Source organism: Legionella lytica (genome assembly GCF_023921225.1).
GTDB lineage: Bacteria > Pseudomonadota > Gammaproteobacteria > Legionellales > Legionellaceae > Legionella > Legionella lytica.
Genome location: NZ_CP071527.1, coordinates 2,088,441 through 2,112,407, shown reverse-complemented (window position 1 = coordinate 2,112,407; position 23,967 = coordinate 2,088,441). Strand labels below are relative to the sequence as shown.

Genomic DNA, 23,967 nt, shown 5'->3' with positions numbered 1-23,967 from the left:
AAGAGGTTAAAGTTAAATGGGAGTGGTTTTAATTATCAGGAATAATAAAAAGTTTCTATCAACCGAAAGAGGAAAATTAAGTTATGAGTACTGTTGAAGATCGTGTACGCAAGATTGTTGTTGAACAATTAGGCGTTAAAGAAGAAGATCTAAAAAATGATGCGTCATTCGTTGATGATCTGGGAGCTGATTCTCTAGACACAGTAGAATTGGTTATGGCTCTTGAAGAAGAGTTTGAAACAGAAATTCCTGATGAGAAAGCTGAAAAAATTACTACGATTCAAGAAGCAATTGATTACATTGAATCTAATTTAGATAAAGAAGAAGCATAATTCTTCGAGGAGTCTTGATTGAATAAGCGGCGTGTAGTTGTCACAGGCATGGGTATGCTTACTCCTGTCGGACTAAATGTGAAAGATACTTGGCAAAATATTGTAGCTGGTGTTAGTGGCGTAAGTGTAGTAGAAGATTTTGATACTGCTGAATACAGTACAAAAATCTGGGCTAAGGTTAAGAATTTTAACATTGAAGACTACATGCCAATCAAGGAAGCTCGTAAGATGGATGGGTTCACCCAGTTTGGTGTTGCTGCAGCAGATGAAGCAATACGCGATTCTGGGCTGGACCTTGACGACCCTGAATTACAATACCGTGCAGGTGTTGCTGTTGGCTCCGGGATTGGCGGTGTTCAAACAATAACCAATAACCAGGATAAGCTTGTTGCTGGTGGACCACGCAAAGTGTCTCCATTTTTTATTCCTGGGGGTATTATTAACCTGGTTGCAGGTCAGATTTCTATTCGTCATCACCTTAAAGGACCAAATATTTCCGTGGTAACTGCTTGTACTACAGGCACACACAATATTGGTTTAGCAGGACGAATGATTGCTTATGGTGATGCTGATGTTATGGTTTGTGGTGGCGCGGAAATGACGCTAACCCCATTATGCCTAGCTGGTTTTTCGGCTGTGCGTTCTTTATCCAAACGTAATGATGAGCCAGAAAAAGCGTCAAGACCTTTTGACAGAGACCGTGATGGGTTTGTCATGGGTGAGGGAGCCGGCATTCTTGTGTTAGAAGAATACGAACATGCTAAGGCCCGTGGCGCAAAAATTTACGCTGAATTAGCTGGTTTTGGTATGTCTGGAGATGCGTATCATATCACTGCTCCTGATGAAGATGCGGATGGCGCTGCTCGTGCGATGGAAGCAGCGATTCGTGATGCTCATATCAATCCCCAGCAAATTGATTATATTAATGCACATGGTACCTCTACCTATTTAAATGATTTGGGTGAGACTAAGGCAATTAAACGTGTATTCAAAGAACATGCGTATGATTTAGCCGTAAGTTCAAGCAAATCAATGACCGGACATTTATTAGGTGCTGCAGGTTCCGTTGAAGCAATCATCAGTATTATGGCAATCCAAGATCAGATTGCTCCACCAACGATTAATTTAGATAATCCTGATGAAGGTTGTGACTTGAACTATGTACCAAACCAAGCTCAAAAGAGAACTATTAATTATGTATTAAGTAACTCTTTGGGCTTTGGTGGAACGAACGGTAGCCTAATCTTCAAGCGAATTGATTCAAGCGAATCTAAATGACCGCCTCAAGACACAAAAAACTGATTCTTTCTATAGTAATACTGTTTTTTGTGTCTTTTGCTTTTTTATGTTGGAATTTCTATAACATCGTAGCGACTCCACTTATTTCGAAACAAGAGCCCGCACAAATTATTAATTTGAGCCGAGCGGCCTCTGCGTCACAATTCGTACAAACATTAAAAGATAACAATTTAATTCAGTGCCGTAGACCTTTACTGTTGATTATTCGTTTTACAGGGCTTTCTCAAAAGCTAAAGGCTGGGGTCTATCAAATCAAGCCTGGTGAAACTGCGGTAGAGCTGCTTTATCGTGTTGTTGCTGGTGATGTTTTGACGCAAAACTTTACGATTATTGCTGGAACTACACAACAGAAAATTTCACAGGATTTGGCAAAAGCGAGTTATTTGGATTATAACCAGGAAGATTGGTCCTTAATTAAGGGTAATCATACGAACGCTGAGGGATTAATATTAGCCGACACCTACCAATATCAAGGTGGGAGTAGCAGTAAAAAACTACTAGAACAAGCTCATCGTAATTTACAAAATTACCTCAATAATGTCTGGGCTAATAGAGCAGCTAATTTACCCTATAAAAGTCCTTATGAATTACTCATAGCCGCTTCAATTATTGAAAAAGAATCGGCAATTCCCCAAGAGCGCCAATTGATTTCCGGCGTTGTTGTTAATCGCTTGAATAAACATATGCCTCTACAAATGGATCCTACAGTGATTTATGGCTTAGGGAGTGCCTATACTGGTAAATTATCGCATCAAGACATGCAGGTTGATTCGCCTTATAATTCATATCGATATCGTGGCTTACCTCCAACACCGATTGCGATGGTAAGTAAAGAGGCGCTTGATGCGACAGCGCATCCTCAATTATCTAATTATTTATATTTTGTTGCTAAGGGTGATGGTAGCCATCAATTTTCAGAAACCTATGAGCAACAAAGACAAGCAATTAATCAATATCAACGCAAGGGTTCTTAATGTTATCCTTAATGGGGAAGTTAATTGTTATTGAAGGCCTGGAAGGGGCTGGAAAGTCTACCGCAGTAAACACAATCATTGAATTTCTAACCCGGTTAGACATTAAGACCATCACTACCCGTGAGCCTGGTGGTACTGTCATTGGTGAGGTGCTGCGTGAGGTAATTAAAAATCCAGAGTATAAAGATGTTTTGGATGATAAAAGTGAGCTGTTACTTTTATACACGGCGAGAATACAGCTACTAGAACAAGTAATTAAACCTGCTTTAAAACAAGGTACTTGGGTTATTGCAGATCGCTTTGAGTTGTCGACTATGGCTTATCAAGGAGGCGGTAGAGGTTTAGATCAAGTTATGATTGAGCGCTTGTCAGCCTTTGCATTAGATGGTTTCAAGCCGGATTTGACCTTGTATTTAGACATTAGTCCGGAAGAGGGAATGCAGAGAGTTCGTTCACGTGGTGCCTTTGACCGTATCGAACAGCAATCTATAGATTTTTTTAACCGGGTGCATGATAGCTATTTGCATCATGTACAAAAAAATCCTAATGCAATAACGATTGATGCTAGCCTCCCTCTGCCCGTAGTGCAACAGGCAATTCAAGATGCCTTGCATACTTTTATAGAGCAATAGGCATGAGTGTTTATCAATCTCAATGGGAGCATTTGCGTTTAGCATGGGAACAAGGACGCAATCCACAATCTATGTTGTTTGTTGGGGCTATGGACCGTGCTTTAGCCGAGTTTACTACGCAATTTACTATGTTGGTCTTATGCAAAGTCTCTTCTGCTAATCCTTGTCAAAAATGCATTGATTGCCAAATGGCGGCCCGGGGGGAGCATCCTGATGTTGAATGGATTAAACCGGAAAAAGTTGGGGGCCCAATTAAAATTGATCAAATCCGCGAACTACAAAGTTATTCGTATTTGACACCCCAGAGGGCCTCTCATCGTTTAATTATTATTGAATCAGCGGATAGAATGAATACCGCTGCAGCTAATGCTTTATTAAAAGTATTAGAAGAACCCGCCGCGCATACCTTATTTTTGTTAATGGCTCAACAGCTAAGTACGGTACTTCCTACTGTTTTAAGCCGTTGCCAGGTATTCCATTTTGCGCCACCTATGGATTTATCGATTACAAATCTTTTAACTTTGGGGGAGCGCTACTCCCCAGAATCTGCGCAAGCTCAGATTATTCAGCAGGCGGAATCTCTTTTAGATGGATTAATTGCGGTAATTGAAAAGAAAAGCCATCCTTGTGTTGTGGTACCCAAATGGGCTGAATTTGAGCTTAATACCATCTTATGGTTTCTTTATCTGGTTTATGCGCAAATTCAGACTATGTGGATTAATAAGTCGATGTTAACCGGGCCGGCAGCCCAACAGTTACAAAAATTGTCCAATTTACTGAGCCCAATCGTTATTTTTTCTCAAATTGATAAAATAAACTTATTACGGCGCAAACTAAGCCATAACCTGAATATGAATTCTACGTTGGTTTTGGAAGATTTATTACTCGATTTCTAGTGTGACAGGATGCAGCAAATTAATTGTGTATTTGATAACCTTTCTTCTTTATACGCAGCATACATGCCTTTTGTAAAAGGCGGCGGCTTATTTATTCGCACGCAGCATCTCTATGAGTTAGGCTCTGGGCTTAGTTTAGTTGTAAACTTAATGAATGAGGATGAGTTTTATTATATTGATGCTAAAGTAGTCTGGATTACCCCTGTGGAAGCACAAGCGAGTCGATTTCCGGGAGTAGGAGTACAATTTATCAATGATCATGGTTGTGATTTGCGCAGTAAAATAGAGATCTATTTAGCAGAAATGTTAAAATCACAGCAAGTAACAGATACGGTTTAAAACGGCCAAACTTTAATAATTTGAGGTTATCAATTTATGCTAGTCGATTCACACTGTCATTTAAATTTTTTGGATCTCGCTGAGTTTAATCAGGATATGGCTAATGTTTTAGCCCGAGCAAAAGAAAATGATGTACAGCATTTCCTTAGTGTTTGTGTGGAATTAACTGATTATCCTGCACTGGAAAAGCTAGCTGCTGAAAATTCTAATATTAATATCTCAGTTGGTGTTCATCCAAACACAGAGATGGACCAGCCGGTTACTGCAAAAATGCTTTGTGATTTAGCTGCGAATCCAGCCTGTATTGCGATTGGGGAAACAGGGCTTGATTATTATCGTACCCATACAGAAGAAGCACAGGAAGAACAGCGTGACCGTTTTCGCGAGCATATTAAGGCGTCTTTAATTACTTCTAAGCCTTTAATCATTCATACCCGTCAGGCAGCTGAAGATACGATTAAATTAATGGTTGAAGAAAATGCCCAGGATATAGGTGGTGTGATGCATTGTTTTGCAGAGAGTTTAGATATTGCAATGCAATCGATTGATCTGAATTTTTATATTTCATTTTCAGGAATTGTAACCTTTAAAAATGCAACCGCATTGCAAGAGGTTGCACGCCAAGTGCCTTTAAATAGAATACTTATTGAAACGGATTCGCCTTATTTGGCACCCGTTCCATTTCGTGGTAAACAAAATCATCCTGCCTTGGTAAAGCATGTAGCGGAGGCTATGGCTCAGTTGCGTGGTATTAGCTATGAAGAGGTTGCCGAAGCAACTACTCGAAATTTTTATGAGTGTTTTAAGTTAGCATAAACTGCAAGTTGGGCCATGAGCCTAACCTACTTAGTGAGAAACTAATGACTCTATTTATAGGATTAATGTCGGGGACCAGCATGGATGGAATCGACGCAGCAATTGTTGATATTCCCTCAAATAAATTAATTTGTGGCATTACCAAAAAATACAGTGATGAGGTAATGCACGGGCTAAATAGGCTACTCGATGGTTCTGATTTGAGTTTGGCCTCGATATGCCAATTGAATACCTTAATAGGTCGTGATTTCGCGCAAGCAGCTAAAGAGGTTTTACATGAGGCAGCACTGAGCGCTCAAGATATTTGTGCGATAGGAAGTCATGGGCAAACTGTATGTCATAATACCGAAAGTAGTATTCCTTATACCTTGCAGTTAGGTTGTGGACACAGTATTTCTTCATTAACGGGTATTACCGTAATTGCTGATTTTCGCACACGTGATCTAGTGAATGGAGGGCAGGGAGCACCTTTTGCACCGTTGTATCATCAAGAGCTATTCAGTAAGCAATTCTCTAATATTGCTTTAGTTAATATTGGTGGAATTTCTAATATTACCTTTATTAATGCAGAACATCCTACGCGTGGTTGGGACGTTGGACCAGGAAATTGTTTAATGGATGCCTGGATTGCCAAACATCAAGGTAAGCCTTTCGACGCGAATGGCGCTTGGGCACAACAAGGAACGGTGATTCAGCCTTTGTTAGACGCATTATTAGCCGATTCTTTTATCCAATTAGCTGCTCCCAAAAGCATCGGTAAGGAATATTTTTCATTATCTTGGTTAGAGTCACATTTAAAGCACGATTATAAAGCTGTGGATGTTCAGAAAACGCTCTTGGCATTTACGGCACATCCTATTGCTGATGCGGTGACGGATATGTACCAAGGGGTAAAGGAACTATTTCTCTGCGGAGGGGGAACCCACAATTTGGCACTGAAGCAAATGATCCAGGATTTGTTACCGGAAGTTACAGTAAAAAGTGTAGCCGAGGTAGGAGTCAGCCCCGATTATTTAGAAGCCATGCTGTTTGCTTGGCTTGCAGCACAAACGATGAATCAGCAACCAGTAGATTTAAGTGCTATAACTGGTTCAAAAAAGCCTGCAGTTTTAGGGGCAATATACATGCGTAGTTAATGAGACGTAGCCCGTATTACACTGGGCTAATACGGGCTACGAATTTCATCTAAGCAAACCTATAAATCTAACAAAACCATATTGACAAAGTAAATCGCTATAGGCTTAAATGAGTGATTCACAACGGAGTGATTTGAAATTGAGCGCATATTACACTGAGAACACACATCAAAAAGAAAAGGGTAGTTTAACAACAGCGTACTTCATCTTTTTCTTAGCGGCATCCTTTTATTTATACGAATTTATTTTGCAAGTGGCGCCAAGCGTTATGGCAGAGCCCATGATGAAAACTTTTGGTGTTACCGGGGAAGGATTTGGGTTTATCTCCGCCTTTTATTTTTATGCCTATGCGCCTACTCAGCTGCCAGCAGGGGTTTTATACGACCGCTATGGTCCTAGAAAGCTAATGACAGTAGCTATTCTTTTATGTGCCCTAGGATCCGCATTTTTTGCGTCAACAGATAGCGTATTTACTGCGTGTATCGGGCGTTTCCTTATTGGAATTGGTTCTGCGTTTTCTTTTATCGGTGTCCTCGTGTTGGTATCACGTTGGTTCCCTCCTCATTATTTCGCTATTTTGGCGGGTGTTGCTCAGCTAATGAGTTCCGTTGGAGCAATGTTTGGTGAAGTACCTTTAGCTTATTTAATCCAGGGTGTTGGCTGGCGTAATGCGAGTTTTATCTTAGCCTTTGTTGGTTTTATTCTAGCGGCATTCTTCTGGATGTATATTCGTGATTATCCTGATCAACAAAATCAGAAAATTCCTGGACATTATCTTCGCGATGAATGGAAACGATTAGTTGCAGTATGTAAGCATGCACATACTTGGATCATCGGTGGTTATGCATTTGCAATTTGGACCCCAATCGCCGTATTTGCCGCTTTATGGGGGGTTCCTTTTCTTCAAGAAAAATTCCAAATTAGCGTGGTTTCTGCTTCAGCTTTATGCAGCATGATTTGGATTGGCATTGGAATTGGTAGCCCTCTATTAGGATGGCTTAGTGACAAGATTCAGAGCCGGCGAATTGCGTTAGTTACTAGCGCCGTTTTAGGATTGGTGGCCACTTTGATACTTCTTTATTGGCCTGGGCTTACTTATGGTTGGGCACCTGTTGTTTTATTTGTTTTAGGCTTAGGTGCTGGTGGTCAAACAGTAAGTTTTGCTGTTGTAAAAGAAAATAATACGGCTGAATATGTAGGGACTGCGTCTGGTTTTAATAATCTGTCCGTATTAATTGGCGGTGCGATATTCCAACCGTTAGTAGGGTATATCTTACAACATACGAATTCTGGACACAGTGTGAATGGAGTCTATGTATATAGCATATCAGGCTACCAAACAGCGTTATTGGTTATGCCTCTATGTTTCTTGGCTAGTCTATTAATCGCAACATTTTTACTTAAAGAGTCTCATCCTGCAAAGCGGTGAGCTATTATTTACCCGTAATAGCAACTGTCCTGAATTTTAATTCAAGACAGTTGCTACACTGTTCAGGCATTCTTGCAGGCTTCTATATTCTCTAATACTTCTTTATTTTCCACCTGCTTATGCATCCAAAATGCTAAGCCAGCAAAGATAAAGAACACAAGCTGTATTAAGTTACAATACAGCGAAAAGTGCAGGTTATTATGGTCTTTATAGATAATATTTGCTGCTTCGGTCCCAAGTGCGCCAATAACCATAACACTTAGACTCACTAATGCTGAGGCGGTGCCTTTGCTTACCGAGGTAATAAAGAGGCAGAATCTATTTAGCGGTGCATTAATCACGCTTAGAGCAAAGAAATAAATAATGATGCCTGGCATCAGGTAATGGTAGTCATTTCCATACAGATAAGGTAGAGCCGACATTAATACCGCGCCAACTATCATAATCACACACCCTAAAGAAATGATTTTTTTAATTTCAAACTTATAGGTTAGCTTGTGCAAAAACCAGTTGCCTAATATTGTGGCTCCAAAAACTGGTAGCTGCCAAAGCCCATATTGGATTACGGTTAGTTTTCCCTCAAGTGTTAAAATAATGGGGGACAAAGCAATCCAAGCTAGGCAAGGAATACCCACAGTACCGACAGCTAAGGTTCCCATGACAAATACTTTATTGGTAAACAACGTTTTGTAATTAGCAACAACTTTCTTAGACGAAAATTTGGTTTTAGGAGTCAGCTCTCCATTTTTCTTCTTTTGTCCAATAGGTTCGGGCATGTAACGCCATAATCCCCACAGGGCAACTAAAGCAAATAGAGCAATGGAAATAAAGATATAACGCCAGGAGGTATAATGAATGACTACCGCACCTAAAAGTGGCCCTAATAGCGGCGCAAGAATCGTCGCATTAGCCATAATAGAGATAAGACGAATAGCATCCATTTCCTCAAAAATTTCTTGAATGGTTGCATAGCCAATAACACCAATAAAACATAGTCCCATACCTTCAAAGAAGCGCGCAGTCATAAATTGACTCATTGAGTTAGAGCAGGCAATAAATAAGGTAAAAATAAAGAATAAGCAGGCACCCAGTAGCATCATAGGACGACGTCCATAGGCATCCGATATGGGACCTAAAAATATTTGTAAGCTGGCTCCACCAAGAATATAAATGGTAAGTGAGGTGGCAACGGCAGATTCTGGCGCGTTAAATGCATGGGTAACACTAATCATCCCCGGCATAATCATGTCATTAGCGACATACGTTAAGAACTCATACAGGACGAGAAAGCAAGCAAACAATATAGCCTGTTTTTTAGTTATCGGAATTAATGGTTCGGACATAAGATAAGCCTTGTTTTTGATGCGGTTTTGCTGTTTTTGCTCTTAAGTCTTTGATGTTTTTTAGGCGTTATGCGCATTTTATTGAATGGCTTATATCAAGACTAAATGATTATTTAATGAACTAAAAGATAGTGTACTCGATTCTCATCAGCAGATCAATGTGCATCTAGTTATTCCTGTGGTTTATTAATGATCTAAAGTGCTGTTTGTTGTAATTGTTTGTTTTTATTTTATATAATCCGGGCCTTTCTATCAAAAGGCAATCTCATGAAATGGCTTTTTTTTACTAGCAATACTGGGGTTCAATATAAGCTTAAAACAGGCTTGGCTGCTTATATTTTAAGTTTTCTTGATGCTGAATCGTTACATAATCTATCCACTGTTTCTAAAGAGTGGAATGAGTTAGTGAAATTAGCCCAGAAGTACATGAGCTTACTTCCTCAAATCAATGAAATTCCCCTGTTTTCGCAGTTAACTTTAGATGTTTTAAGTTTCAAACTAATGGCTGGTGGAATGACTAATGCGACCTACAAGCTTACTGTCGGAGCTAATTATGAGTCTGAGAAACGTCAACGATGGGTTGTTCGTTTTCCTGGTGATGTCTCATTATTCTCTGTTGACCGAAAGCATGAGCAAAATAATGCGCAGCAAACCTCAGATTTAAAACTGAATGTTCCCGTGGCTTATTTTAATGGAAATTCAGGAGTACAAGTTACTGAGTTTATTGCTGATGTAAAACCACTTGATAAAACCAGGTTAGAGCGAGTGGAGATATTAAAGGCCCTTGCAGAAAAAGCAAAGATACTGCATCAGTCAAAACAGTTTTTAAATGATACGGATGTATTTTCCCGTAATGCTGGTTTGTTAGCGGCGTTAGAAGAAAAAGAATTTCCTTTGCCGGAGCGAGTAAATTTTATTGCTAATAAAATGAATGAGCTACAAAATCTTTTCTCCGCCTATCAAATTAATAAAGTACCTTGTCATAATGATTCAACACCACTTAATTACATGTTGACTGATTCAGAACAGGGAGAAGTGATTTATCAGATTGATTGGGAGTATTCAAGCAATAATGATTTCCTGTGGGATTTGGCATATTTTGCAATTGAAGGCAAGTTATCTAAAAAACAGGAATTTATCTATTTAGAAGCTTATTTTGGTGAGGGACTAGTGAGCGAGTCTGTTTTAGCTTGGTACCAGGCATATAAACCCGTGATTGAATGGTGGATTACTTTATGGTCATGGATGCAATTAGCTTTTGAAGCTACGGCTGTTGATTTAAATGAATATGCTAAATTAGGCGAGGAGCGTTACGCGCGGACTTTGGAGCATTTGGATGGTTCTGAGTTTGCACAAGCGGTGGAGCTTATTGAGTTGGAAAGAACGATGGCTGAGTTACCTAAACCTCGAGCTTTTTAAATGTTGGGCCCATATCATAATGGCACTCATGATCTTCTAGTTGCAAGCATTCAGGCTACTTTTAAATGGAGCCTGGATGTAGCAAGCATAGCGAAATCCGAGAAGTTATGAGCGCAGCCAATTCTTCTGGTGTCCATTGGGACCAAAACCTAATGGGCATTGTACCACATTAGCAATCTCATGTTAGGCTAGGGGCCTACATTAAACCATATTCCCCAAAAACTCTTGCAAGTGTTGTTTTTCGCTCTCAGAATTTAAATACGATTTTAAGCGCTCAATTGAGCTGTGGTATTCATCCTGATTAATTACCCCACGGATTAATTCAAAGCGTAGAAACACACAAAAAGTATTTAACACATCTGTTTCACAATAATCACGAATACTTTTTATGTTTCCAGAAAAATATTGCTCCCATACCTTTGAGCCGCTCATACCCATTTTCCCGGGAAAACCTAGCATGCTGGATAGTTCATCTAAAGGAGCAAATGCCTTGTTTTGATATCCGGCAATAAGATCCATAAGGTCCATATGACGGTAATGAAAACGGCTTAGATAATTATTCCAACGAAACGCTTGATTATTTTCCCCTGACTCCCAATAGGTTGGTGCAGGAATACCATGAAGTAATGCCCGATAATGTAAGACCGGTAAATCAAATCCGCTACCATTCCAGCTAACTAAAGTAGGGGTGTGTTTATCAATTCCAGCAAAAAAACGAGTAATTAACTCTTTTTCATCCGATTGCTCATCACCGAGTGACCAAACCTTAACGCTAGAACCTTGGCTAAGAACTAAAGAAATAGCGCATATTCGTTGCAAATAATGAGGAAGAAAGTCATTTCCTACCTTAGCACGTCTTAGTGCAAACATCGCTTGAGCGGTGTCTTTATCAGATAATCCATGTAAATCATATAACTTACGCCCGGATTCAATGTCCGGAATGGTTTCAATATCAAATACCAGAGTGCTCATGGAAACTGCTTATTATTTTAGTGAGTTGCAAAAGCAAATAGTATCACGCGGACCAAGGAGGCAACAGCGATTTAATTTATATTTACATAGATTGTCCGAATTAAATTTGTTAATATCTTCCTTTTTCTTATTTGATCGTTTATGGAATCTTTGTTTCAATTTAAGAAGTTAAAACTTATATTGTTGCCTTTATGTGTTGCTGTGCTTTCTGCCTGTGCCAGCCGACCTCCTTCAGATTTGAATAATGTCTGTAACATATTTAGGGAATACCCAAAATGGTATACTCATGCTAAAGATGTTGAGTATCGTTGGAAGGTTCCAGTTCCAGTGCAAATGGCTATTATTCATCAAGAGTCAAAATTTGATGCGCATGCAAAGCCGCCACGTAAAAAATTACTTGGATTTATTCCTTGGAAAAGACCTACAACAGCGACAGGTTATGCTCAAGCGCTGCATGGGACTTGGAATGAATACAAGCAGAATAATGGCGGATTATTATCTTCTCGTCATAACTTTTCTGATGGAGTTGATTTTATTGGTTGGTACGCCAATCAGGCTAATCGACGAGCTGGAGTGAATCGTGCGGATGCCTACAATCTTTATCTCGCTTATCATGAGGGGGTAGGAGGTTATATGCGTAGATCTTACTTAAGAAAAGCATGGTTAATGCCAGTGGCGCGTAAAGTGAAAGCACGTTCGCAGCTTTATGCAATGCAGCTGAATTCTTGCCGAGGAAGTCTAGAGAGGCATTCCTGGTTTTAATTTTATGGTAAATTTTGCTTTGTTTTTTAAGCAGAATCTAAAAGAGACCCAATATTTAAAACAGTCTTGGGTATAAACGTATAAAAGTGATGTATACTCAGATGAATCAAACTGAGATATGTTCTAAGGAGTTTTTTGATGCGATTAATGCTTTTGGGTGGTCCAGGGGCCGGAAAAGGGACCCAGGCTTTACGAATAATTGAACGCTATAAAATCCCACAAATCTCAACTGGTGACATGTTGCGTGCTGCTATTGCGCAAGGCACCCCATTAGGCTTAAGTGCTAAAAAAGTTATGGAAGCAGGCGGTCTTGTTTCTGATGATATTATCATTGGCCTAGTCAAAGAGCGTTTAAAGCAGGGTGATTGCAAAAATGGTTTCTTATTTGATGGTTTCCCTAGAACTTTAGTGCAAGCGGATGCTTTGAAGCAAGCAGGGATTCATTTGGAGCATGTTATTGAAATTGCTGTAGATGATAATGAAATTATCCGACGAATCAGCGGGCGTCGTATTCATCAACCATCTGGCCGTGTTTACCATATTGTGAATCAGCCTCCAAAACAAGAAGGTTTGGATGATCTCACTGGAGAACCGTTAATCCAACGTGAAGACGATAAAGAAGAAACTGTAAAAAAACGGTTGGAAGTATACCGAAAACAAACAGCCCCGTTAATTAATTATTATAAAAATTGGGCAGAAACTGGTGACCATGATGCACCAGCATTCCATAGCGTTTCTGGTAGTGGTAATGTAGATGATGTATTTCATAAAATTATTGACTCTATTGAAGCTAAGGAAGATGTATGCCCTGCGAAAATGTAGTGACTGCCGATTTTGAAGCATTAGTTAATGAAAACAAAATTGTATTTGTTGATTTTTGGGCTGGTTGGTGTGCTCCCTGCAAGCAGTTTGCGACGATTTATGAGCAAGTTTCTGGTCAATATCCACATATTAAATTTGTTAAAGTGAATATTGAAGCAGAGCAAGAATTAGCTGATTTTTTTGAAATTCGCTCGATTCCACATTTGATGGTGTTTAAAGAAGGTATTGTTATTTACTCTAATGCGGGAAGTATTCCCGCATCAACCTTACATGAGTTAGTTGAGCAGGCTGTTGCTGCGGATGTTAGTGCAATAAAGGCTCAGTTTGAAGAGGATGAAAAACAGTAATACTTTCAACATAAGCAGCCAGCTCTTTTTTTCTGGCTGCATTCAGTGTTAAGTCAAGCTTGGTTCGACGTTTCAGGACATCCTCGCTACTGCGAGCCCACTCTTCCAATATTAGATAATCTACTTCAGCCTGGTACAAGCCTGAACCATAGTTCTTCCCTAATGATTTTTCGCTCGTGCTCAATGAGAGAAATTTTTCCATGCAGCTGCCATAGGAATATAAATAGCGATGCAGTAATTCTTTATCCATCCATGAATATTTCTTTTGTGCATATTGAATATACTCGGCAAAAGCCATGGTTCCAAAAGTCGCTCCGGGTAATGGGGCATTTGCGGTAATGGAGGGTTTTAGATTAGGAAAAACAGCACTGAATTTATTGATGGCTTCTTCTGCCAATTGTCTGTAAGTGGTTATTTTCCCCCCATAAATGGTAATTATAGGGGCTGGTTTAACTTGAAATTCATAATGATAATCTCGGCTTAAGGCACGAGCCTCTTTATCTTCATTGGCTAATAAAGCGCGAACACCACTCCAGGTGTAGACGATATCCTTTGCAGATACTTTCGTGTTGAAATGCGTATTTACTAATTTAATTAAATAAGTAATTTCTTCGTCACTAATGTGGATTTGATCTAATGGCTCATTGAGTGGCACATCCGTAGTGCCTATCATGCTGTAGCTATGATAGGGGATGACAAAAACAACGCGTTTATCTTCATTCTGTAAAAAATAAGCGTGGTCTCCTTCATATAATTTAGGCACAAGTATATGACTGCCTTTAACTAAGCTAATTTGTTGCTGATCAGGGATGTGGGTGAGTTGTTCGACTGATTTAACCCATGGTCCTGCCGCATTGATTAATGCTTTAGCCTGGATGATGTAAGCTGTTCCTGATTGTGGTTGTACGGTTACATGCCATAAATTATTAATAACTTGGGTTTTGATGACTGTAGAACGTGTATGAATGCTTGCACCATGTTGTTTTGCTTGCAGTGCATTTGCAATGGTTAGGCGTGCATCATCAGCGGCACCGTCATAAAATAAAAATCCACTCTCAAGCCCTTCTTTCAAAGGGGAAAAATACTGAGCTTCATTTTTTTTGTTAATACTCTTGCATTTGGGTAAGCGATTTTTACTGCTTAAATGATCATACAAAAACAAACCTAGACGTAGAAACCAAGATGGGCGCATGTGTTCTTCATAGGGTAAAACCAATGGCTGAGCATGCACCAAGTGAGGGGCTAAATCAAAAAGGCGCTGCCGTTCGGTCAATGCTTTTCTCACTAAAGCAAACTCATAATTTTCCAAATATCTTAAGCCACCATGGACAAGCTTAGTACTATTGGAGGAGGTTTTGGAAGCCAAATCATCTTGTTCTATAAGAACAACAGACAGGCCTCTTAAGGCCGCATCAGCAGCACAACCGCAGCCGTTGATGCCGCCACCAATAATTGCAACATCAAAAACTTGATCCATGTTTTGGTCTCCATAAAAAAAGATTACACTTATAACTATAACCTAGTAATAAAAAACAAGGAATGCCAAGACGATGAACTATTTACTTGCTATTGATCAAGGAACCAGCAGTACACGTGCAATGATTTATACTTTAAGCGGTGAATTAGTTGCCTGCAGTCAGTATTCATTAACTCAGTATTATCCTGAGGCAGGATGGGTAGAACATGATCCTGAGGAAATATGGCGTAAAACATTGACCGCATTGCGTGATGTGGTTGCTCAAGTACCCCAAGATGCTATTCTTGCCTGTGGGATTACTAATCAACGGGAAACAACTGTTATCTGGGATAAAAATACCGGTACTTGCCTAGCTCGAGCTATTGTCTGGCAAGATCGCAGAACGGCTGAATATTGCCAGGCATTTTCCTCTGAAGCATCGGTGATTCAGGAAAAAACAGGTTTGCTTCCAGATCCTTATTTTTCGGCCAGTAAACTTAATTGGTTATTACAAAATAACTCGCAAGCCAGACAGCTTGCTGAAAAAGGTGAGTTAGCATTTGGCACCATAGACAGCTTCCTTATTTGGCGCTTAACGAAAGAGCATCGGCATTTAACTGATGTCACGAATGCTTCAAGAACCATGCTTTTTAACATTAAAACAGAGCAATGGGATAAAGATTTATTAGCACTATTTTCAATTCCTGAATCAGTGCTTCCGGAAGTTTATGCCAGTGACAGCCATTTTGGAATAATTGATAAACAATGGTTGGGCATTGAGTTACCGATTACTGGAGTTGCTGGAGACCAGCAAGCCGCATTAGTAGGGCAAGGTTGTGTTGCTTCGGGCATGGTCAAAGCAACTTATGGGACGGGGGGGTTCTTACTACTAAATACAGGGCCTAAGCCAGTAGTATCACAACATAAATTATTAACAACCATCGCCTATAAAATTAAGGGCGAGACCATTTATGGTTTGGAAGGAAGCCTTTATCACGCAGGGACTACAGTGAAATGGCTACGTGATGAGATGAAAATTATTAGTAATGCCGATGAAACAGAAACCTTAGCTCGTTCTTTAGAGGGTAATGGTGGCGTTTATTTAGTTTCTTCCTTTACAGGTTTGGGAGCGCCTCATTGGTTTTCAGATCCTGGCGCTGCAATGTTTGGCTTATCCCTTTCCAGCACACGAGCTCATTTTGCACGAGCGGCATTAGAGGGCGTTTGTTATCAAACGCGAGATGTTCTTACCTGTATGCGTGAAGACAGTGATCTCGATTTATCTTTATTATGTGTGGATGGAGGAATGGCTGCTAATAGTTGGTTTTTACAGTTTTTAGCTGATCAATGTCAATTGCAGGTACAAAAACCTAAAGATATAGAAACTACGGCGAAAGGAGCTGCTTTATTGGCTGCATTAGGCTCTGGGGTATTTAGTTCACTTGATGAAGTAGGTGCTATTGAGCAATGTTTTTATCCTGAGCGTGCTCGGGAAATAGTTGAGGCAGATTATTTAGGATGGCAACAGGCATTATCCAAGCTAGGCATGACATCAGTAATTAGAGTGGGAAAATAAAGAAGGATTGAGATATAAAATAAGAAAAGTAGCCTGCATTGCAGGCTACCTCTAATAGGACTAAGGAACGTCGCGAGTTTTTTCACCAGTATAAAGCTGGCGTGGTCTACCAATTCTTGATTTAGTAGCAACCATTTCCATCCAGTGACTCATCCAACCTACAGTTCTTGCTAAAGCAAAGATTACAGTAAACATGTTTGTTGGAATGCCAATAGCGCTTAATGTTAAGCCTGAATAGAAGTCCACGTTTGGATAAAGTTTCTTTTCAATGAAGTAATCATCTTCAAGGGCAATACGCTCTAATTCCATTGCTAGTTTGAATAAAGGCTCGTCTTTTGCACCAACGGCTTCTAAAACATCATAACAGGTTTGACGCATTACTTTTGCTCTTGGATCGTAACTCTTGTATACGCGGTGGCCAAAACCCATTAAGCGGAATGAATCGTTTTTATCTTTAGCACGCTTAATAAAGTGATCAATACGGCTTACATCACCAATTTCTTTAAGCATATTCAAGCATGCTTCGTTTGCACCACCATGAGCGGGTCCCCATAGAGCGCCAATACCTGCAGAAATACATGCAAAAGGATTCGCACCAGTTGAGCCAGCTAAACGAACAGTAGAAGTAGATGCGTTTTGTTCATGATCCGCGTGCAAGATGAAAATAGTATCTAATGCTCTAACTAAAACAGGGTCTGGAGTAATGTCTTCAGAAGGAACACCAAACATCATATGTAAGAAGTTTTCTGCATAAGACATTTTGTTTTGTGGGTACATATAAGGCAAACCAGTGGAGTATTTATAACTCATGGCTGCTAATGTAGGCATTTTAGCAACAAGGCGAATTGCAGAAATAAAACGGTCATGGGCATTATTTAAGTCCATGGTATCATGGTAAAACGCAGATAAGGCACCAACCATTCCTACCATAATCGCCATTGGATGTGCATCACGTCGGAAACCATTTAAGAATTGATACATTTGTTGATGTACCATGGTGTGGTTATTAATCAAACCTACAAAGTCTTTTTTCTCTGTTGTATTTGGTAATTCACCATTCAATAAGAGATAGCATACATCAAGGAAATCTTTCTTTTCTGCCAATTGCTCGATTGGATATCCTCTGTACAGCAAAATACCATCATCACCATCGATATAGGTGATTTTAGATTCACAAGATGCTGTAGAAAGAAAACCTTGATCGAAGGTAAAGACACCACTTGACCCTAGTTGAGTAATATCGATAACATCATTACCCATAGTAGGCGTATAAATTGGTAATTCTAATGTCTCGTGGCCTTCAATGCTAAGTTTTGCTGTTTTATTAGTCATTGCTTCTCCTGTTTCTAAGCATCTTAATTATTTATTGTGCGCGGCACTATATACAAAATTTACACGTGCAGTCAATTTAAACCTACTCTAATCTCATATTATGGTTGAGTTTTGTAAATAAAGACAGGGAAAAAAGGAATTAATTTAGGTGGTTGAAAGTTGTACTTAATTCTGTTTTTGAGCATGAATATCGTGTGCGTACACATTTTTTCAGCGCTTGATTCAATTACATTCGACGGTATGTTATCCTTGACCGCAGAATTTATCATAAGGATACATCCATACCATGGTTTATCTAGCTAAAGAAGTCTTGCCGGTTAACATTGAAGACGAATTAAAGCAATCCTATTTGGATTATGCGATGAGCGTTATCGTAGGTCGGGCCTTACCTGATGTACGTGATGGATTAAAACCCGTTCACCGACGTGTGCTTTATGCAATGAGTGAATTGGGGAATGATTGGAACAAACCCTATAAGAAATCTGCTCGTGTAGTAGGGGATGTTATCGGTAAATACCACCCACATGGTGATACTGCAGTTTACGATACGATTGTACGTATGGCTCAGCCATTCTCAATGCGTTATCTTTTGGTTGATGGTCAAGGTAACTTCGGATCTGTCGATGGTGACGCTCCGGCGGCAATGCGTTATACCGAAGTAAGAATGTCAAAGGTAGCACATGCTTTACTTGCTGACTTAGAAAAGGAGACTGTTGATTTTAGTCCAAACTATGATGAGACTGAGTTTGCTCCTGTAGTTTTACCTTCACGAGTACCTAATTTACTAGTAAATGGTTCTTCAGGTATTGCGGTAGGGATGGCAACCAATATCCCTCCACATAACTTAACTGAGGTTGTTAATGCCTGTATCGCCTTGGTTGATAATCCAGAATTAAGTCTGGATGAAATCATGGAAATTATTCCTGGCCCTGATTTTCCTACTGCGGCCATTATTAATGGTAGAGCTGGAATTATTCAAGGCTATCGTACTGGTAAAGGACGGGTAGTTATTCGTGCTCGCACTGAAGTTGAAACGGATAAAGATACCGGCCGTCAGGCAATTATTATTCATGAGTTACCTTACCAGGTAAACAAAGCACGTTTAGTTGAACGTATTGCTGAATTAGTTCGTGATAAGAAAATCGAAGGAATTTCTGGGCTTCGTGATGAGTCTGATAAGCAGGGTATGCGGGTTGTTATTGAACTGAAACGTAATGAGGTTGCGGATGTTGTTCTAAATAACTTATATGCTCATACTCAAATGCAGAATGTATTTGGTATTAATATGGTTGCTTTGGTTGATGGCCAGCCACGCACCTTGAATTTAAAAGAAATTCTTGAGTACTTCATCAGGCACCGTCGTGAAGTTGTTACTCGCAGAACCTTATTTGATTTGAAAAAGGCGAGAGCTCGAGCTCATTTATTAGAAGGCTTGGGCATTGCCTTAGCTAATATTGATGAAATGATTGCTCTAATTAAACAATCTCCAACACCACAAGAAGCAAAAGCTTCCTTATTAGCAAGAGAATGGCAGCCAGGTCTGGTTAAAACGATGTTAGAGCGTGCTGGTTCTGATGCATCAAGACCTGATGATTTAGGCGCTGAATTTGGCTTAAGTGTTGCAGGCTATAAATTATCTGAAGCGCAGGCACAAGCAATTCTTGAATTGCGTTTACATCGCTTGACTGCTTTAGAACAAGACAAAATTCTTGGTGAGTTTGAAGAGTTATTAAAATTAATCAAAGAATTGTTAGATATCTTGGCTTCACCTGAGCGCCTAATGCAGGTGATTCGTGATGAGTTTATCGACATTAAAGTTCAGTTTGGTGATGAGCGTCGTACTGAAATTACTGCGTCCCAAGAAGATTTAACCATCGAAGATTTAATCACTGAAGAAGATGTTGTGGTTACCTTATCGCATCAAGGTTATGTGAAATATCAGCCTTTAAGTGCTTACCAAGCACAACGTCGTGGTGGAAAAGGTAAATCAGCAACAAACGTTAAAGACGAAGACTTCGTTTCACGTTTAGTGATTGCAAGTACTCATGATACCTTATTGTGCTTCTCAAACCACGGTAAGCTATATTGGTTGAAGGCCTATCAGTTACCGTTAGCTAGCCGAATTTCACGCGGTAGACCGATTATTAACATTCTTCCCTTGGCAGAAGGCGAGGAAATTAATGCCATGTTGCCTGTTCGCGTTTATCAGGAAGGGTTTTATGTCTTTATGGCTACTCGTAATGGCACAGTGAAAAAGGTTCCTCTCAATGCCTTTAGCAGACCACGGTCAAATGGAATTATCGCGATTGATTTAGACGAAAATGATCGCTTAGTTGGTGTTGATATTACTGATGGTACCAAAGACATTATGTTATTTACTGATACCGGTAAAGTCATTCGTTTTGATGAATCGAAAGTACGATCTACAGGTCGTACTGCACGTGGGGTTCGTGGTATTCGTATTGAAGAGGACCAATCCGTAATTTCATTGATTGTTGCTCATCCTAATGGAACCATCCTAACTGCAACTGAAAATGGCTATGGAAAACGTACGGCTATTGAAGAGTATCGTGTTTCTGGTCGTGGTGGTCAGGGGGTTATTTCCATTCAAGTGACCGAACGTAATGGTAAAGTAGTTCGTTCTGTTCAAGTGAATGATAGTGATGAAGCCATGTTGATTACTGATAAAGGAACCCTGGTGCGCTTCCGAGTTAACGAATTATCAATTATTGGTCGAAATACTCAAGGGGTTCGCTTAATCAACGTTAGCTCTGGAGAGTCAGTCGTTGGTATGCAAAAAATTGAAGATTTAGGTGAAGGTTCTGAAGATCTAGAGGATAATTTGGATGAAGACGGTTCATTAGAAATCGAAAATAATGATGATCAAGATGACAACCAGGACCTATAATTTCGGTGCAGGTCCTGCAATGCTTCCTGAGTCTCTGTTAAAAGAGGCCCAGGAAGAGCTCCTTGATTGGAGTAACACGGGGATGTCGATTTTAGAAGTTGGCCATAGAACCCCAGAGTTTATCTCTCTTTTAGAGCATGCTGAACAAACGCTAAGATACCTCTTAGGCATACCTGAAAATTATCAGGTTTTATTCTTAGGTGGTGCTGCGCGCACGCAGTTTGCTATGATTCCCATGAATTTTTTACATCCAGATGAACAGGCCGGTTATTTGGATACGGGAATTTGGTCCCACATCGCACTTCTTGAAGCACAACGATTAAAAAAAGCCTATTGTGTGGCAAGTGATGAAGCAAATGGTTACAAGTCTATTCCTGATCCTAAGCGTTGGGAGTTAAAAGAAAACACTAGTTATTTGTATTACACTCCGAATGAAACGGTTAACGGCGTTCGTTTTCCTTTTGTTCCAAAGGTTAGAGGACTTACATTAATTGCTGATATGACCTCTTGTCTACTGAGTGAACCTATAAATGTTTGTGATTATGGTTTGATTTTTGCTGGCGCTCAAAAAAATATTGCCAATGCGGGTTTAACGCTAGTGATTGTTCGCGATGATTTATTAGCAAAAGTGCCAAATCCAACGGTTCCTACGATGTTTGATTATAAGTTTCAAACCGAACAGCATTCATTGTATGCAACGCCACCAGTTTTTAATTGTTATTTGGCAGCTAAAATGTTTGATTGGGTTAAAGCCCAAGGTGGAGTCGATGCCCTGTATGAAGTAAATTGTAAAAAAGCTGCTAAATTATATCAGTATCTAGATGCAAATGATTTTTATACTACTCATGTAGATAAAGAAGCACGCTCAATCATGAATATCTGTTTCTCATTAAAGAATCTTGATCTTGAAGAACAATTCATACATCAGGCACAGTTGCAAGGTTTAAGTGCTTTAAAAGGGCACCGTTTCGTAGGCGGAATCCGTGCTAGTCTTTATAATGCCATGCCGATGTCTGGTGTTGAGGCCTTAATTGAATTTATGTCTGAATTTGCAAGGAAAAATTGCTCGTGAAAAGAATTAATTTGCTTAGCAAGCCATCACAGTCGATAACCGGTGAAATCCGTGTTCCCGGGGATAAGTCAATTTCTCATCGTTCTGTTATATTTGGTGCTCTTGCTAAAGGAACTACCGTCATTAATGGGTTCCTTGATGGCGAAGACTGCATGGCTACCCTAAATGCTTTTCGAGCTATGGGGGTACAGATTGAAGGCCCCGATGAACAACAAGTTATTATTTATGGTGTAGGTAAGCACGGATTAAAGAAACCCAATCAAGTGATTGATTGTGGAAATTCTGGGACAAGTATGCGTTTGTTGGCTGGATTATTAGCTGCCCAGGATTTTGATAGCGAGCTAATTGGGGATGAAAGCTTGATGAAACGTCCCATGCTACGCATTAGTAAGCCTTTAATGGAGATGGGTGCTGATATATCTACAGTTGATGGAAAGCCTCCGATTAAGATCAAAGGTGGTAACAAGCTGAAGGGTATTACCTATGTTATGCCGGAAGCAAGTGCTCAAGTGAAATCCTGTGTTTTATTAGCGGGCCTGTATGCAGAGGGTGAGACTACTGTTACTGAAACAGGTATTAGTCGTAATCATACTGAAGTCATGTTAGAAAGTTTTTCTTATCCTATATCTCGTAAAGAAAACTCCATTACAGTTGATTCTAAAAGCGAATGCATCGCAACGGAGATCTTTGTTCCTGGTGATATATCTTCTGCTGCCTTTTTTATTGTTGCTGCTACTATTATTCCTGGTTCTGACTTACTTATTTGCAACGTTGGTATTAATGCCACACGCACGGGAATTTTACACATACTCTTAGAAATGGGCGCCAACATTACTCTGCTAAATCAGCGCCAGCAGGGAGAAGAGCGAGTTGCTGATATTCGTGTACAGTATGCCCCACTACAGGGTATTAATATTTCCCCAGAGCTTGTTCCGCTTGCAATCGATGAGTTTCCTATTATTTTTGTTGCTGCAGCATGTGCTGAAGGTCAAACCACACTGCACGGCGCAAAAGAACTACGCTTCAAAGAAAGTGATCGCATTGCTGCGATGATTAATGGATTAAATCAGTTAGGTATTAAAGCCCAGGCCGTAGAGGATGGTGCTTTGATTGAAGGAGGTAAAGTACAAGGCGGAACAGTGGATAGTTTAGGTGATCATCGTATCGCGATGTCTTTTGCAATTGCAGGAGCTGTCGCCTCAGCACCAGTAACAGTGGAAAATTGTGCCAATGTGGCAACATCATTCCCTTTATTTGTTGCAACAGCAAAAGAACTCCAACTTCAAGTAGAGGAAGTAGCTGAACATGTACGATAAAAACATTCCCGTAATTACTCTTGATGGTCCAAGTGGGACCGGTAAAGGAACTTTATGCCATTTGCTTGCCAAGCGTTTACAATGGAATATGCTTGATAGTGGTGCTATTTATCGAGTTTTGGCTTATGCCATTAGAAAAAATAATATTGATTTTCAGGACATCAATCAAATTGCAGAACTTGCACGTACTTTAGATTTACGCTTTGAATCTTCTGAGGATAATGCGTCCTTAGTTATTTTAAATAATGAAGATGTAAGTACGGACATTCGCAGCGAACAATGTGGGCAAGATGCCTCAAGAATTGCGGCAATTCCAGAGGTTCGATTAGCTTTACTAGAACGACAACGTAATTTTGCGCAGCCCCCAGGCTTAGTTACTGATGGACGTGATATGGGCACGGTGGTATTTCCTGATGCTGTTTTAAAGGTCTTTTTGTATGCAGATGAGCAAGAAAGAGCAAATAGACGTTATTTACAGTTGAAAGAAAAAGGAAATAATGTTAGCCTCGCGCAGGTTGTAGAAGAATTGGTTAAACGTGATACAAGGGATACTGCACGTACTCACGCACCATTGAAGCCTGCAGATGATGCAGTGCAAATTGATACAACAAGATTAACCATTGTACAAGCGCTCAATACTGTATTAAAATTAATAGAGGAACGTTTGAATAATGTTTAACTAGGTCTGTTTTCGTTTTGCTATCCATCAAGATGGCAAAGATGAGGGCAGGCTTTGTTTTAGGGGGGAAGCCGAGTGGAACTCATGCTTTCATTTTTTTACTAAAGAGT

22 protein-coding genes are annotated in these 23,967 nt (G+C 39.9%); 18 read left to right on the top strand and 4 right to left on the bottom strand.

Features of this window, described 5'->3' with window-relative positions; genetic code table 11:
* The first annotated feature begins 83 nt into the window (after window positions 1–83).
* The 9 genes from acpP (at window position 84) to J2N86_RS09265 (ending at window position 7,853) form a co-directional block, all read left to right on the top strand.
* Complete coding sequence (acpP, locus tag J2N86_RS09305; RefSeq protein ID WP_006871648.1) at window positions 84–332, top strand: acyl carrier protein; 249 nt, start codon at window positions 84–86, stop codon at window positions 330–332.
* An 18-nt stretch (window positions 333–350) separates the two neighbouring features.
* The gene (gene fabF, locus J2N86_RS09300; RefSeq protein ID WP_252579119.1) at window positions 351–1,610 is read left to right on the top strand and encodes a beta-ketoacyl-ACP synthase II; all 1,260 of its coding nucleotides are present in this window, start codon (window positions 351–353) and stop codon (window positions 1,608–1,610) included.
* The gene (gene mltG, locus J2N86_RS09295; RefSeq protein ID WP_252579118.1) at window positions 1,607–2,605 is read left to right on the top strand and encodes an endolytic transglycosylase MltG; all 999 of its coding nucleotides are present in this window, start codon (window positions 1,607–1,609) and stop codon (window positions 2,603–2,605) included. The genes fabF and mltG overlap by 4 nt, the downstream gene beginning before the upstream one ends.
* The gene (gene tmk / locus J2N86_RS09290; RefSeq protein ID WP_252579117.1) at window positions 2,605–3,237 is read left to right on the top strand and encodes a dTMP kinase; all 633 of its coding nucleotides are present in this window, start codon (window positions 2,605–2,607) and stop codon (window positions 3,235–3,237) included. Before mltG ends, tmk begins: the two co-directional genes overlap by 1 nt.
* Window positions 3,238–3,239: 2 nt before the next feature.
* Window positions 3,240–4,133: a DNA polymerase III subunit gene (locus tag J2N86_RS09285; protein ID WP_252579116.1), complete on the top strand. Its 894-nt coding sequence runs from the start codon at window positions 3,240–3,242 to the stop codon at window positions 4,131–4,133.
* Between the two features lie 9 nt (window positions 4,134–4,142).
* The gene (locus tag J2N86_RS09280; RefSeq protein ID WP_252579115.1) at window positions 4,143–4,472 is read left to right on the top strand and encodes a PilZ domain-containing protein; all 330 of its coding nucleotides are present in this window, start codon (window positions 4,143–4,145) and stop codon (window positions 4,470–4,472) included.
* A 36-nt stretch (window positions 4,473–4,508) separates the two neighbouring features.
* Window positions 4,509–5,288 (top strand): TatD family hydrolase, encoded by a 780-nt coding sequence (locus tag J2N86_RS09275; RefSeq protein WP_252579114.1) that lies wholly within the window; start codon window positions 4,509–4,511, stop codon window positions 5,286–5,288.
* 44 nt (window positions 5,289–5,332) lie between these two features.
* Window positions 5,333–6,424 carry an anhydro-N-acetylmuramic acid kinase gene (locus J2N86_RS09270; protein WP_252579113.1) on the top strand — a complete coding sequence of 364 codons (1,092 nt, stop codon included), beginning with the start codon at window positions 5,333–5,335 and terminating at the stop codon, window positions 6,422–6,424.
* A 109-nt stretch (window positions 6,425–6,533) separates the two neighbouring features.
* On the top strand, window positions 6,534–7,853 hold the full coding sequence (locus tag J2N86_RS09265) for an MFS transporter (protein WP_252579112.1): 1,320 nt from the start codon (window positions 6,534–6,536) through the stop codon (window positions 7,851–7,853).
* Window positions 7,854–7,915: 62 nt separating this feature from the next.
* Here the strand turns inward: J2N86_RS09265 and J2N86_RS09260 are convergent, their stop codons facing one another.
* Window positions 7,916–9,196, bottom strand: coding sequence for an MFS transporter (locus J2N86_RS09260; protein ID WP_252579111.1), 1,281 nt, complete (start codon window positions 9,194–9,196; stop codon window positions 7,916–7,918).
* 267 nt (window positions 9,197–9,463) lie between these two features.
* Here J2N86_RS09260 and J2N86_RS09255 point away from each other — a divergent pair, with 267 nt between their 5' ends.
* Window positions 9,464–10,615, top strand: coding sequence for a phosphotransferase family protein (locus tag J2N86_RS09255; protein ID WP_252579110.1), 1,152 nt, complete (start codon window positions 9,464–9,466; stop codon window positions 10,613–10,615).
* 201 nt (window positions 10,616–10,816) lie between these two features.
* Here J2N86_RS09255 and J2N86_RS09250 read toward each other — a convergent pair whose 3' ends face one another.
* Window positions 10,817–11,587 (bottom strand): 3'-5' exonuclease, encoded by a 771-nt coding sequence (locus J2N86_RS09250; protein WP_252579109.1) that lies wholly within the window; start codon window positions 11,585–11,587, stop codon window positions 10,817–10,819.
* A gap of 141 nt (window positions 11,588–11,728) precedes the next feature.
* On the opposite strand from J2N86_RS09250, the gene J2N86_RS09245 reads away from it, so the two are divergent.
* The 3 genes from J2N86_RS09245 (at window position 11,729) to J2N86_RS09235 (ending at window position 13,518) form a co-directional block, all read left to right on the top strand.
* Window positions 11,729–12,349 (top strand): transglycosylase SLT domain-containing protein, encoded by a 621-nt coding sequence (locus J2N86_RS09245; protein WP_252579108.1) that lies wholly within the window; start codon window positions 11,729–11,731, stop codon window positions 12,347–12,349.
* 138 nt (window positions 12,350–12,487) lie between these two features.
* The gene (adk, locus tag J2N86_RS09240; RefSeq protein WP_252579107.1) at window positions 12,488–13,171 is read left to right on the top strand and encodes an adenylate kinase; all 684 of its coding nucleotides are present in this window, start codon (window positions 12,488–12,490) and stop codon (window positions 13,169–13,171) included.
* On the top strand, window positions 13,153–13,518 hold the full coding sequence (locus J2N86_RS09235) for a thioredoxin family protein (RefSeq protein WP_252579106.1): 366 nt from the start codon (window positions 13,153–13,155) through the stop codon (window positions 13,516–13,518). Before adk ends, J2N86_RS09235 begins: the two co-directional genes overlap by 19 nt.
* Here J2N86_RS09235 and glpD read toward each other — a convergent pair.
* Window positions 13,475–14,995 (bottom strand): glycerol-3-phosphate dehydrogenase, encoded by a 1,521-nt coding sequence (glpD, locus tag J2N86_RS09230; protein WP_252579105.1) that lies wholly within the window; start codon window positions 14,993–14,995, stop codon window positions 13,475–13,477. The two genes, J2N86_RS09235 and glpD, sit on opposite strands and share 44 nt — an antisense overlap.
* A 73-nt stretch (window positions 14,996–15,068) precedes the next feature.
* Between glpD and glpK the strand changes: the two genes are divergently transcribed.
* Window positions 15,069–16,550, top strand: a complete 1,482-nt coding sequence (glpK, locus tag J2N86_RS09225; protein ID WP_252579104.1) for a glycerol kinase GlpK — start codon at window positions 15,069–15,071, stop codon at window positions 16,548–16,550.
* Window positions 16,551–16,610: 60 nt separating this feature from the next.
* On the opposite strand, the gene gltA is transcribed toward glpK, so the two are convergent.
* The gene (gene gltA / locus J2N86_RS09220) at window positions 16,611–17,882 is read right to left on the bottom strand and encodes a citrate synthase (RefSeq protein WP_252579103.1); all 1,272 of its coding nucleotides are present in this window, start codon (window positions 17,880–17,882) and stop codon (window positions 16,611–16,613) included.
* 286 nt (window positions 17,883–18,168) lie between these two features.
* Here gltA and gyrA point away from each other — a divergent pair, with 286 nt between their 5' ends.
* From gyrA to cmk, 4 genes are read left to right on the top strand one after another with little or no spacing between them, the layout of a single operon-like run.
* A complete protein-coding gene (gene gyrA / locus J2N86_RS09215) occupies window positions 18,169–20,790 on the top strand; it encodes a DNA gyrase subunit A (protein WP_252579102.1) in 2,622 nt (873 codons plus the stop codon).
* Window positions 20,771–21,862 (top strand): 3-phosphoserine/phosphohydroxythreonine transaminase, encoded by a 1,092-nt coding sequence (gene serC / locus J2N86_RS09210; protein ID WP_252579101.1) that lies wholly within the window; start codon window positions 20,771–20,773, stop codon window positions 21,860–21,862. Before gyrA ends, serC begins: the two co-directional genes overlap by 20 nt.
* Window positions 21,863–21,867: 5 nt before the next feature.
* Entirely contained in the window at window positions 21,868–23,178 is a 1,311-nt protein-coding gene (gene aroA, locus J2N86_RS09205; protein WP_252582434.1) for a 3-phosphoshikimate 1-carboxyvinyltransferase, read from the top strand.
* Complete coding sequence (cmk, locus tag J2N86_RS09200; protein WP_252579100.1) at window positions 23,168–23,857, top strand: (d)CMP kinase; 690 nt, start codon at window positions 23,168–23,170, stop codon at window positions 23,855–23,857. Before aroA ends, cmk begins: the two co-directional genes overlap by 11 nt.
* Window positions 23,858–23,967: the final 110 nt, after the last annotated feature.

What these genes read in the sequence shown, in the direction of transcription:
- serC (WP_252579101.1), top strand. Translation starts at nt 20,771, where the DNA reads ATGACAACCAGGACCTATAATTTCGGTGCAGGTCCTGCAATGCTTCCT.
- J2N86_RS09275 (WP_252579114.1), top strand. Translation starts at nt 4,509, where the DNA reads ATGCTAGTCGATTCACACTGTCATTTAAATTTTTTGGATCTCGCTGAG.
- cmk (WP_252579100.1), top strand. Translation starts at nt 23,168, where the DNA reads ATGTACGATAAAAACATTCCCGTAATTACTCTTGATGGTCCAAGTGGG.
- glpK (WP_252579104.1), top strand. Translation starts at nt 15,069, where the DNA reads ATGAACTATTTACTTGCTATTGATCAAGGAACCAGCAGTACACGTGCA.
- tmk (WP_252579117.1), top strand. Translation starts at nt 2,605, where the DNA reads ATGTTATCCTTAATGGGGAAGTTAATTGTTATTGAAGGCCTGGAAGGG.
- J2N86_RS09270 (WP_252579113.1), top strand. Translation starts at nt 5,333, where the DNA reads ATGACTCTATTTATAGGATTAATGTCGGGGACCAGCATGGATGGAATC.
- J2N86_RS09255 (WP_252579110.1), top strand. Translation starts at nt 9,464, where the DNA reads ATGAAATGGCTTTTTTTTACTAGCAATACTGGGGTTCAATATAAGCTT.
- glpD (WP_252579105.1), bottom strand. Translation starts at nt 14,995, where the DNA reads ATGGATCAAGTTTTTGATGTTGCAATTATTGGTGGCGGCATCAACGGC.
- mltG (WP_252579118.1), top strand. Translation starts at nt 1,607, where the DNA reads ATGACCGCCTCAAGACACAAAAAACTGATTCTTTCTATAGTAATACTG.
- J2N86_RS09245 (WP_252579108.1), top strand. Translation starts at nt 11,729, where the DNA reads ATGGAATCTTTGTTTCAATTTAAGAAGTTAAAACTTATATTGTTGCCT.
- J2N86_RS09250 (WP_252579109.1), bottom strand. Translation starts at nt 11,587, where the DNA reads ATGAGCACTCTGGTATTTGATATTGAAACCATTCCGGACATTGAATCC.
- J2N86_RS09265 (WP_252579112.1), top strand. Translation starts at nt 6,534, where the DNA reads ATGAGTGATTCACAACGGAGTGATTTGAAATTGAGCGCATATTACACT.
- J2N86_RS09285 (WP_252579116.1), top strand. Translation starts at nt 3,240, where the DNA reads ATGAGTGTTTATCAATCTCAATGGGAGCATTTGCGTTTAGCATGGGAA.
- acpP (WP_006871648.1), top strand. Translation starts at nt 84, where the DNA reads ATGAGTACTGTTGAAGATCGTGTACGCAAGATTGTTGTTGAACAATTA.
- gltA (WP_252579103.1), bottom strand. Translation starts at nt 17,882, where the DNA reads ATGACTAATAAAACAGCAAAACTTAGCATTGAAGGCCACGAGACATTA.
- J2N86_RS09235 (WP_252579106.1), top strand. Translation starts at nt 13,153, where the DNA reads ATGCCCTGCGAAAATGTAGTGACTGCCGATTTTGAAGCATTAGTTAAT.
- gyrA (WP_252579102.1), top strand. Translation starts at nt 18,169, where the DNA reads ATGGTTTATCTAGCTAAAGAAGTCTTGCCGGTTAACATTGAAGACGAA.
- adk (WP_252579107.1), top strand. Translation starts at nt 12,488, where the DNA reads ATGCGATTAATGCTTTTGGGTGGTCCAGGGGCCGGAAAAGGGACCCAG.
- J2N86_RS09260 (WP_252579111.1), bottom strand. Translation starts at nt 9,196, where the DNA reads ATGTCCGAACCATTAATTCCGATAACTAAAAAACAGGCTATATTGTTT.
- J2N86_RS09280 (WP_252579115.1), top strand. Translation starts at nt 4,143, where the DNA reads ATGCAGCAAATTAATTGTGTATTTGATAACCTTTCTTCTTTATACGCA.